At 53.7% G+C, this 10,688-nt stretch carries 9 protein-coding genes; 3 read left to right on the top strand and 6 right to left on the bottom strand.

The features are described 5' to 3' along the window. Positions 1 to 542 precede the first annotated feature (542 nt). Positions 543 to 1,271, bottom strand: a complete 729-nt coding sequence (rstA, locus tag RTK32_RS12895) for a two-component system response regulator RstA (protein ID WP_312044541.1) — start codon at positions 1,269 to 1,271, stop codon at positions 543 to 545. Between the two features lie 178 nt (positions 1,272 to 1,449). Here rstA and RTK32_RS12890 point away from each other — a divergent pair, with 178 nt between their 5' ends. After that, on the top strand, positions 1,450 to 1,863 hold the full coding sequence (locus tag RTK32_RS12890) for a hypothetical protein (protein ID WP_312044539.1): 414 nt from the start codon (positions 1,450 to 1,452) through the stop codon (positions 1,861 to 1,863). On the opposite strand, the gene RTK32_RS12885 is transcribed toward RTK32_RS12890, so the two are convergent. After that, positions 1,860 to 3,251: an amino acid permease gene (locus RTK32_RS12885; protein ID WP_312044537.1), complete on the bottom strand. Its 1,392-nt coding sequence runs from the start codon at positions 3,249 to 3,251 to the stop codon at positions 1,860 to 1,862. The genes RTK32_RS12890 and RTK32_RS12885 overlap by 4 nt on opposite strands. 274 nt (positions 3,252 to 3,525) lie before the next feature. Continuing rightward, positions 3,526 to 4,476: a DUF1471 family protein YdgH gene (gene ydgH, locus RTK32_RS12880; RefSeq protein ID WP_312044535.1), complete on the bottom strand. Its 951-nt coding sequence runs from the start codon at positions 4,474 to 4,476 to the stop codon at positions 3,526 to 3,528. Positions 4,477 to 4,993: 517 nt separating this feature from the next. Between ydgH and pntA the strand changes: the two genes are divergently transcribed. Together pntA and pntB are read left to right on the top strand one after the other, a co-directional pair. Further along, positions 4,994 to 6,526, top strand: a complete 1,533-nt coding sequence (pntA, locus tag RTK32_RS12875) for a Re/Si-specific NAD(P)(+) transhydrogenase subunit alpha (RefSeq protein ID WP_312044533.1) — start codon at positions 4,994 to 4,996, stop codon at positions 6,524 to 6,526. A gap of 10 nt (positions 6,527 to 6,536) precedes the next feature. Beyond that, a complete protein-coding gene (gene pntB, locus RTK32_RS12870) occupies positions 6,537 to 7,925 on the top strand; it encodes a Re/Si-specific NAD(P)(+) transhydrogenase subunit beta (protein ID WP_312044531.1) in 1,389 nt (462 codons plus the stop codon). Between the two features lie 167 nt (positions 7,926 to 8,092). On the opposite strand, the gene uspE is transcribed toward pntB, so the two are convergent. The 3 genes from uspE to RTK32_RS12855 form a co-directional block, all read right to left on the bottom strand. Further along, complete coding sequence (uspE, locus tag RTK32_RS12865; protein WP_312044529.1) at positions 8,093 to 9,043, bottom strand: universal stress protein UspE; 951 nt, start codon at positions 9,041 to 9,043, stop codon at positions 8,093 to 8,095. A 245-nt stretch (positions 9,044 to 9,288) separates the two neighbouring features. Continuing rightward, a complete protein-coding gene (locus tag RTK32_RS12860) occupies positions 9,289 to 10,044 on the bottom strand; it encodes an FNR family transcription factor (RefSeq protein WP_312044527.1) in 756 nt (251 codons plus the stop codon). Positions 10,045 to 10,191: 147 nt separating this feature from the next. Next, positions 10,192 to 10,688: MFS transporter (locus RTK32_RS12855; RefSeq protein ID WP_312044525.1), on the bottom strand; the 497-nt coding region annotated here is incomplete at its 5' end.

Below are 10,688 nucleotides of genomic sequence, written 5' to 3'. Positions count from 1 at the left end.
TCGAGTGCACCACCTGCGAATGATTTTAAAAAATTACTGTTTACATTGATGGACTCAACCATATCATTGGCTAGACTCTTTGCGCTTATCATAAAATCCCTTTTAATTTATAAGGTTGTTAGCAATCAGGCACCCATATAATTTAGCTTCTAATCTCACCTGAACGTATCTTACGGCTACTGAACCTTGCTTGATGATAACCTGGTCTGATGTGTCGTGGTTGCTGGTAATTTAATCAGGTTGAATGAACATACAGCTGAATAGTGCCTCGCAGCATTATCTGGATTGCTGTATATAAAACCAGTTATATGGGAAAGTATAATTACGTCTGAACTCTTCCTTTCGAGCCAGATAACGGCGGGTTTTAGAGGCATAAAAAGAGGCATTTGGTGCAAAAAGGACAGAAAAATGGGCAAAAAAAGTTCGCATCTGTCCTTGTCTGCCCACTTTGAGTTTTCATTAATAGTTGATATTCAAGTAATTTATTTTGATATCAAATGGTTATCCATTATAGGCTTGATAAAACTGTATAAATAGCTTCTTCATTGCGTGTCCCAGGCGTGCGGGGCAAACAAATAACCTTTGTTGCGGATAGTTTTAATGCGATAAGGCTCGGTCGCGCTGTCCAGTAACTTTTTGCGCAGGCGTGAAATCGCCACGTCAATGCTGCGATCCATACCGTCATAACTCACCCCGCGCAGCGTTTTCAGCAGGGCATCGCGGTTGAGGATGGAACCGGCATGGGTCGCCAGCTCCCACAGCAGATCGAAATCAGCGGTGGAAAGCGCGATAGTCTCTCCCCCCAGCGTGACCTGGCGGTTAACGGCGTCCACGGTCAGGGTGCCAAAACGCAAAGCTTTTTGCGCGCTGACGGCCGGGGCGATAACCGCCTCGTCACCGTGTGTTGCCGCCTGACGCAGGTGCAGCCGCAGGCGTGCCAGTAGCACCGCAGGCGGCGTGGTTTTCAGGATATAGTCGTTGGCACCCATTTCCAGCGATAAAATATGATTCATATCGCTGTCCAGCGAGGTCAGCAGCACAATCGGACCGGACCACGTCTGGCTGGCGCGCAGATCGCGACACAGCGTCATGCCATCCTTGCCTGGCAGCATAATATCCAGCATAACCAGATCGGGCATGGCCGCCTCTATCGTGGCTTCGGCACGGTCGCCACGGCTTTCTACGATAACTTCAATATCATGACGTTTCAGGTAGGCGGCGATAAGTTCGCCCACGTCCCGATCGTCCTCAACGAATACAATTTTATTCATAGCGACATTTTTTTACGAAGGAGTAGCAAGATTACCCAATGTTTACGCTGACTACTATGAGTCAAAGCTAAATAACTCTCGATGTATAGTATAAATGGCATAAAATATGTCATTATATTCGACAGGGTTGTTGCCTGACGAAGCAGTGCGTTGATTAACGGAGAAAGGGGAGAAAAGGGTGACTGATAAAGAGCAGGCTTCAACGGGACGGGATTGCCATATCTGCCTGAACTATATCGATTTTCTCGCGGCTTCCTGTAAGAAACGCTGGAGCTTTGTTGACGCTATTTACGGCGTTATGCCTATTTTCGGGATGGTGACTAAAAACTCACCCGACCCCGCCTGTCCCCCTTCAGAAAGGCTGAAAGCCCTGGCGCTACAGATCATCTCTACCCAGGTGAGCGACGAGATAAATATCGCCCGATTGATAACGCTGGCTGAACAACAGCATATTGAACGCTTTGAAATTCTGCTGCCTTATCCGCTTTCTGACCAGCAGCTTGACGCTATACGCAAAGAATACGTTAAGCCACTTTCGCTGGAACAGCATGACGACCGCTTAACGATCGCCATGCCTGCTTTTTCCCACTAACGCAGCAGCATCCACGTTGCCGGCGCGGCGCCGGCAATCAATACGCCCATCGCGACTTTTTCCAGTTTATTGAGATAACCCTTCCCTTGCCCATTGCGGCGCGCCCAGATAAACAGCAGCATTCCCGGTGCGTAAAGCACCACCGAAAGCAAAAGATGCAGCGGTCCGGAAGCATACAGCAGCCACAGACCATAGGCACTGGCACCCAGCGCTACGACCAGTGCCGCCGTTTTCTGCTGGGCACGAGCAACTTTAAACAGGTAGGCACCTACCAGCAAATAGGGCACCAGCACCATCTCCGACGCGATGGTCAGCAGCGTATTGTAATCAGAACCGGTCAGCCAAATCAGAATAAGACAGCCCTGCACGCTCAGGTTAGTCAGCCAAAGCGAGGCGGATGGCGCACCACGTGCGTTCTGCTTCGCCAGCGAACGCGGAAAAGTACCGTTTCCGGCCGCCAGCATCGGCACTTCCGCCGCCATAATCGTCCAGCTGAGGTAGGCGCCGCTTACCGAGACTATCAGCCCCAGTGCGATAACCATATCGCCCCAGGATCCAATCAGGCGATCCAGCAAGCCCGCCATTGAAGGGTTACGCATTTGGGCCAGCTCCGCTCGTGGGACAATGCCAAGAGAGAGCAGCGTAACCAGCAGATAAACTACCAGCGCGGCAATCACCGCCAGCAGCGTGGCGCGGCCCACGTCTTTTTTGTCTCTGGCACGGGCGGAAACCACTACCGCGCCTTCCACACCGATAAATACCCACAGCGTGATCAGCATGGTGTTTTTGACCTGCGCCCACACCGGTACACCCAGTTCCATACCCGAAAAATCGAAGCGGAAACGGTCGAGATTAAAGGCCGCTATTGCCAGCACGACAAACAGCCCCAGCGGCACCAGCTTGCCCAATGTGGCGACCAGGTTAATGCTCGCTGCCGTTTGCACCCCGCGTAGCACCAGTCCGTGCACCAACCATAGCAGCACCGAGGCGCCCAGTACGGCCTGCCAGGTATTGCCGTCGCCAAACACAACGTGGCCTGGCGAATCGGTAAAGAAGCTCAGGGCAGAAAAGACAATCACCAGATAAGAGACATTAGCGATAACCGCGCAAAGCCAGTAGCCCCAGGCCGAGCAAAAGCCGACCAGCTCACCGAAGCCCTCACGGGCGTAAGTATAAATACCGCCGTCCAGCTCGGGTTTAAGACGGGTCAGCAGCAAGAGCGCCAGCGACAGCATAATAATGCCGATGCCAGTGATCGCCCAGCCCGTCAGCAGTGCCGCTGGCCCGGCCACTAACGCCATATTTTGTGGCAGACTGAAGACGCCGGCGCCCAGCATGGAACTCAGTACCAGCGCCGTTAGCGCGGTAAGACCTAATTTTTTGTCCAAAAAAGCATCCCGAAACCAGAATAAAAAACCATAACAGGGTAGATAGCTCGCTATTTATACGCTTTGCATCGCTAAACCCGACGAAATCCCCTGAAACCGGCGGCGATTTTACGGAGTGGCCTGGCGAGATGCAATGCGAAAGAGGGCGAAAAGTGATTGAGTATGCAAAATATGACGGGGCATTATGCAAACGTGCTGGGGGGAGAACAGGGTATCCGGCGCGAAAGAGGCGCGCCTGACGTGCAGACGCGCCTTGACCAGGCTTGCCGGATCCTTATTTAAACAAGTCGGCAGAAACGGTCAGATTGCCACCGCTCTGGTTAGACCACTGGCGAGTAATATGGTAATACTTCGCACCTTTCTCGATGGCCGCACGGCCTACGGCGTCGGAAATCTCCGTTGGCGTCCCGAAGTGGCCGGTAAAGGTCACGCTGTCGAACGGTTGCATTTGCGCAGCGGTAATCGCATTAACTTCCTGCACGCTCTTGCCTGCCGGCGTTCTCACGGTATAGCGCTGACCGGTAGAAGATTGCGTTTCAAAGAAGCGGCCAACTTTATTGCTTGGCGTTTCGGAAGAGGCCACGCCCGGGATCTGCACGGTTTTGGCCGCCGTACCGCCTGCAGCGATAGCGGCTTTACCGGCCTGGGAATCGGCCGGGATCAGATCCGGGGACTGGACCTTGCGCGCTTTCGCATCGGCTTTGTAGATATAGGCAGTCACGTACTGATTGCCGCCGCTGTTGGCATCAATCTGACGAATAATAAAGAAAGAGGCTGCGCCTTTCTCTTTCGCTTTACGGGTGATCGCGTCGTTAACATCCGGCTGGCTGTGATAGAAGCCGTTTACGGAAACCGTATCAAAAGGTTCCAGCTTGTAGGCTTCCGCTTTGGTCAGCTCGCGTACGCCGTTAATCACGCGATCCTGCGATTTTGGCGCTGGCGGCGCATCGTCACGGTAGATGTCTGCCACTACGCGCCAGTTGCCACCGTTATTGTTGCTGTCGTTGATGCTCTGCACGTAAAACGCTTTCGCGCCCAGCTCGTCGGCACGTTTCGATATCGCCTCGTTGGCTTCGTTAATGGCGTTAAAACGGCCGGTAATGCTGATGCGATCGAAAGGCTTCAGCGATGCCGCTTTCTGCGGCGTCAGTTCCTGGGCCGCATAAACGGAAAGTGAGGTAAGCGACAACAGGGCTGATGCCAGAACAGTAATCTTCAGCTTCATAAAAATAATCCTTCGCCTTGCGCAAAAAAATGAGTACGAAAACGTGCTGGACTCTTGATGTGTAACAGATTAGCTCTCGATTATTGCATGTAATAATGCGTCCTGTCTCAGCCATTTTACGTCCGGTGACGAGGCAACAAGCGCAACGGCGCCGGGAGATATTATATAAGTGTTAAATCGAGGCTTTTGGATTTTATTTGTTATCTAAGCCACTAAATAGTATCAATATTATCGGTAATCAACTGTTAATTATTATCTTTTTACACGACATTATGATTATTTTGTCACTTTTCCGTAGCAGATTATAGGCAGAGCAGGGTCTATTAAGCGCGTAAAATCGCGATTTTGCCACTCATGCCGGATTTTTCGGGCATAAAAAGAGAAAACGGCACGGTAACGGCTGGTATGACCGGGCTGTTTTCAGTAGGTTATAAAGCGTTCGTAGTAAAACAGGCGACGTGCCGACGCCGCGCCGCCACAGAAAGTGATCGTCTTACCTCTGATGAAAGGGAATACTATGCTGATTGGAATTACCAAAGAGCGGTTGCCCAACGAGACGCGAGTCGCCGCCACGCCTAAAACGGTTGAGCAGCTGCTGGCGCTGGGCTTCAGCGTGGCAGTAGAGCGGGGCGCAGGTCGGCTGGCCAGCTTTGACGACGAAGCCTACGCTGCAGCAGGTGCCACGCTGGTTGAGAACGCCGCGGTCTGGCAGGCGGACATCGTGCTCAAAGTTAACGCGCCGATAGATGAGGAAATCGCGCAAGCCCGGGAAGGCAGCACGCTGGTCAGCTTTATCTGGCCCGCACAAAATCCGGCTCTGCTGGAGAAACTGGCGGCGCGTAAGGTTACCGTGATGTCGATGGATGCGGTACCGCGCATATCCCGTGCACAGTCGCTGGATGCGCTCAGCTCCATGGCTAATATCGCCGGTTACCGCGCTATTATTGAGGCCGCGCATGAGTTTGGCCGCTTCTTTACCGGGCAGATTACAGCCGCAGGCAAAGTCCCGCCGGCTAAAGTGATGGTGATAGGCGCAGGCGTTGCAGGCCTGGCCGCCATTGGTGCGGCTGGCAGCCTTGGCGCTATCGTGCGTGCTTTTGATACCCGCCCGGAGGTGAAAGAACAGGTGCAAAGCATGGGCGCGGAATTCCTTGAGCTGGACGTTGAGGAAGAGGCAGGCAGTGGCGATGGCTATGCCAAAGTGATGTCCGAGGCCTTTATCAAAGCGGAAATGGCGCTGTTTGCCGCGCAGGCGAAGGATGTAGATATCATCGTTACCACGGCGCTGATCCCAGGCAAGCCGGCACCAAAGCTCATCACCGCAGAAATGGTGGCCTCTATGAAGCCGGGCAGTGTGGTTGTCGATCTGGCGGCACAAACCGGTGGCAACTGCGAACTGACCGTGGCGGATCGGGTGACTACCACCGAGAATGGCGTGAAAATCATCGGCTATACCGATTTGCCGGGCCGCCTGCCTACCCAATCCTCACAGCTTTATGGCACTAACCTGGTCAACCTGCTCAAATTACTCTGCAAAGAGAAAAACGGCGAAATCGTTATCGACTTCGACGATGTGGTCATTCGGGGGGTAACCGTAGTACGCGAGGGCGACATTACCTGGCCTGCGCCGCCGATTCAGGTTTCTGCCGCGCCGAAAGCGGCGCCTGCCGCCGTTAAAGCCCCTGAAAAACCAGAGGCTCAACCCGCTTCACCGTTCCGTAAATATGCGCTGTTGGCGCTGGCCATCCTTCTGTTTGGCTGGCTCGCCAACGTTGCGCCGCCCGCTTTCCTGACCCATTTCACCGTGTTCGCGCTTGCCTGCGTGGTGGGTTATTACGTGGTGTGGAACGTCAGCCATGCACTGCATACACCGCTGATGTCGGTCACCAACGCAATATCCGGCATCATCGTTGTCGGTGCGGTACTGCAAATGGGACACGGTGGCTGGGTCAGCTTCTTCTCCTTTATTGCCGTGCTGATTGCCAGCATCAATATCTTCGGTGGCTTCACCGTGACTCAGCGCATGCTGAAAATGTTTCGTAAACACTAAGGGGTAATCAATGTCTGGCGGATTAGTGACTGCAGCATACATTGTTGCCGCAATTCTTTTTATTTGCAGCCTTGCCGGGTTGTCAAAGCATGAAACCGCGAAACAGGGCAACCTGTTTGGCATCAGCGGGATGGCGATTGCATTACTGGCAACGCTGCTTGGCCCCGACAGCAGCCGCGTTGGCTGGGTGCTGATGGCGATGGTGATCGGGGGAGCCATTGGCGTGCGGCTGGCGAAAAAGGTCGAAATGACCGAAATGCCGGAGCTGGTGGCGGTACTGCACAGCTTCGTGGGCCTGGCTGCGGTGCTGGTAGGCTTTAACAGCTATCTTGACCACGCGCCCGGTCTGGCTGCGGTGATAGAGAATATCCATCTGACCGAGGTCTTTATCGGCATCTTTATCGGCGCGGTGACCTTCACCGGTTCGCTGGTCGCCTGGGGCAAGCTGTGTGGGAAACTCTCTTCCCGGCCGCTGGCGCTGCCGCACCGGCACCGACTAAACCTGCTGGCGCTGGTGGTTTCCCTCTGCCTGCTGATCATTTTTGTACGCACCGACAGCACGGGTTGGCAGGGTTTTTCGCTACTGCTGATGACCCTGATTGCGCTGGCATTTGGCTGGCATTTGGTGGCTTCCATCGGCGGGGCGGATATGCCGGTTGTGGTCTCTATGCTTAATTCGTATTCAGGGTGGGCTGCGGCGGCGGCGGGCTTTATGCTCGGCAATGATCTGCTGATCGTCACCGGTGCCCTGGTTGGTTCAAGCGGCGCTATTCTTTCTTACATTATGTGTAAGGCCATGAACCGCTCCTTTATCAGCGTCATCGCGGGCGGTTTCGGCACCGACAGCAGTTCCACCGGCGAAGGTGAGGAGGCGGGAGAGCACCGTGAAATTGACGTGCAGGGAACGGCAGAGCTACTGAAGAACTCGCGCAGTGTGATCATCACGCCCGGCTATGGTATGGCGGTGGCGCAGGCGCAGTATCCCGTCGCGGAGATCACCGAGAAGCTGCGTGCGCAGGGCATAAAGGTGCGCTTTGGTATCCATCCGGTCGCCGGACGCCTGCCGGGCCATATGAACGTGCTGTTGGCGGAGGCGCGGGTGCCTTACGATATCGTGTTGGAAATGGATGAGATCAACGACGACTTTAGCGAAACGGATACCGTGCTGGTGATTGGCGCGAACGATACCGTCAATCCCGCCGCACAGGAGGATCCGCGTAGCCCCATCGCCGGGATGCCGGTACTGGAAGTGTGGAAGGCGCATAACGTCGTGGTTTTCAAACGTTCTATGAATACCGGCTACGCCGGCGTGCAAAACCCGCTGTTCTTCCGCGAAAACACCCAGATGCTGTTTGGTGATGCGAAGGCGACCGTGGAAGCTATTTTAAAAGCGCTGTAGCCATTGTTGACAGTGAAAGGCCGGGGATCCCCCGGCCTGCTCAGATTAACGCTGGGTCGTTTTCCTTTTTCGGCGCAACGAACGGTTATCTTTATCTCTCGGGCCAACGTCCGAACCCGGCATCTTTTGGCATAACGGTCGGCCATATTCAGCTTTCCGGTTAACCGTCAGTCGTCTTCGTCATCATCCAGTTCGACAGGGGAAACAAAGCCTTCCGGCTTGATCGCCAGCAGATCGCAACGCAGATGATCGATAACCTGTTCCGCCGTATTGCCAAGGAAAGCCGCCGACAGCCCGGTACGGCCAATAGTGCCAAGCACGACCACGCCCGCGTCCAGCCGATCCGCCAGCTCCGGGATCACCTCTTCCGGCAGGCCTTTTGCAACATGGGTAAATTTTTCGTCGATGCTGAAACTTTGCCGCAGCGCCTTCATTGCCAGCAGATGTTGACCCCGGATCGCATCGTTGTAAACGCTGGGATCGAAGTCGGGCAGTTCAATAGCAATATTCACGGGCGTGATGGGATAGGCTCCGACGAGATGCACTTCGGTATGGTTGACCTGTTCCGCCAGCTCCAGCGTCTCTTTAACCAGCCGGGTATTGAGCGGGTCATGATGCGGCTCCTCGCTGGCCAGGTTTACCGCCACCACCGCCTTGCCGTTTTCCGGCCAGGGCTGGTCTTTTACCATCCACACCGGACAAGGGCACTTGCGCAGCAGATGCCAGTCGGTAGGCGTAAACACTACCGACTGCAGCCTGTCGTGCTGGTGAGCCATCTTCAGCAGCAGATCGTAGCCGCCGTCCAGCACTTCCTGAATAATCGCCTCATAGGGGCGGTTATGCCAGACCACTTTGATATCGATATTAATGCCCGCAGCCAGATAGGCTTTGGACTGCTCGCGGATCCACTCGGTACGCTGGCTGATCACCCCTTTGCGCATGGTGACGCGCTCGTCGGGCGACAGCAATGTCGTCATTTCATAAGAAAAATCATAAATAGGCAGGAAAGCCGTGATTTGACCACCGAGACGCTGGTTAAGATAGACAGCACGGCGCAGCGCTGGCTGGTCGTCCTGTTGCGCGTCGATCGCCACGAGAATGTTTTGGTACTTAGCCATAACGGGTCCTCCATACGCTGGGTAGCTTAAAAGATAGCCCAATCACCGTGCGGAAAGGAAGAAAAAGTTATAGCCAGATCAATATTATAACAAAAGAATCCTGCAAAACGGCCGTCGGGAAGGTTTACGTGCTTTTCCACCGTGAGAAAACGCGCAAACCGGGCGTGTTATGGGCAACACGAGAGGCGATATTCAGGCAGAAGAAAGGAAAAATGGCCGGATCGGCGAACCCATCCGGCTTAACATCAGGCGATCGTGCGGCTTTGACCCGCCAGCTGCGACAGCACTTCATGATTTTCAATGGTGATATATTTACCTTTCACTGCCAGCATGCCGCTTTTCTGGAAGCGGCCCAGCAGGCGACTGATGGTTTCGACAGTCAGGCCAAGGTAATTACCGATATCGCCACGGGTCATGGTCAGACGAAATTCACGCTGGGAGAAGCCGCGCTCGCCGAAACGGCGGGAAAGGCCGTAGATAAAGGCAGCGAGACGCTCTTCCGCATTTTTCTTCGACAGCAGCAGGATCATCTCTTGATCGCCCTTAATTTCGCCGCTCATCAGCCGCATCATTTGCTGACGAAGGCTGGGCATTTTGCCTGACAAATCATCTAAGGTTTCAAAAGGAATTTCACAAACCATTGCGGTTTCCAGCGCCTGAGAAAAGCTCGGGTGCTGGCCGCCGCTGATGGCATCGAAGCCCACCAGATCACCTGCAAGGTGAAAGCCGGTGATTTGCTCGTCGCCCTGTTCGGTAATGGTATAGCTTTTAATGGTCCCGGAACGAATGGCGTACAGCGACTTCAGTTCATCCCCTGCTTTAAACAGCGTCTGCCCTTTTTGAATAGGCTTTTTCCGCTCGATAATGTTATCCAGCTGATCGAGCTCGTGCTCGTTCAGGGTGAAAGGAATACAGAGCTGGCTGATGCTGCAATCCTGACAATGAATCGCACAACCGCCAGACTGGATACGTCTGTTGAGAACACGCTTTTCCGGGATCATAGTGTTGGCTCGGGTAATTATTGATTGAGGTCAATTTTAACATTTTTTGCTCAGCAAAGGGAACTCATCCAGGCTTTTTTAGCCACATAAAAAACAGGGATGTCACTTTTAGTTACTCCCCGTTTATAAAAGCGTCAAAAATCAAATTTATGTTTTATCCGGCGTGACGGCGGTTGAACCATAGTTATTAACGTTATTTTTGGCGCTTTTTCTGGAAGGTTGCTCTACCTGAATAATTAGTGTCAGCACCCCGGCAAACAGATAAAGCGCGGTATAGGTCCAGACCACGCCTTTGATATCAAAGAAGGGCAGCACCAGCGAGGCAATAGCAGGCGCAAGAAAGTTGCTCAGCCCGGCGGAGAGGTTATAAATAGAGATCGCAGCGCCCTTGTGCTTCGGCTCCAGCACTGGAAATACGGCGGTCATCGGCACAAAGGCGGCGACCGTAATGCCCAGCATCACTGCAGGTATCAGTGCTATCCAGAAGTTATGGCCAAAAGTTATTGGCAAATAATAGAAGGCCAGGCTGGACAGCGCGCATCCCAGGCAGCCAAACCAGCGCACCTGACGGATCCAGCCGATATATTCACCCAACACGCCCCACATAATGTTGGTGAAAATGGTAACGAAAAAGAAGACTGCCC

Origin of the sequence: Erwinia sp. (genome assembly GCF_031978025.1) — a bacterium.
GTDB lineage: Bacteria > Pseudomonadota > Gammaproteobacteria > Enterobacterales > Enterobacteriaceae > Erwinia.
Note: the sequence above shows the minus strand (reverse complement) of the source record. Positions and strands in the feature narration are given on the sequence as shown.

Excerpts from the sequence above, each read along its gene's own strand:
- pntB (WP_312044531.1), top strand. The coding sequence starts at position 6,537 with ATGTCTGGCGGATTAGTGACTGCAGCATACATTGTTGCCGCAATTCTT.
- rstA (WP_312044541.1), bottom strand. The coding sequence starts at position 1,271 with ATGAATAAAATTGTATTCGTTGAGGACGATCGGGACGTGGGCGAACTT.
- RTK32_RS12860 (WP_312044527.1), bottom strand. The coding sequence starts at position 10,044 with ATGATCCCGGAAAAGCGTGTTCTCAACAGACGTATCCAGTCTGGCGGT.
- pntA (WP_312044533.1), top strand. The coding sequence starts at position 4,994 with ATGCTGATTGGAATTACCAAAGAGCGGTTGCCCAACGAGACGCGAGTC.
- ydgH (WP_312044535.1), bottom strand. The coding sequence starts at position 4,476 with ATGAAGCTGAAGATTACTGTTCTGGCATCAGCCCTGTTGTCGCTTACC.
- uspE (WP_312044529.1), bottom strand. The coding sequence starts at position 9,043 with ATGGCTAAGTACCAAAACATTCTCGTGGCGATCGACGCGCAACAGGAC.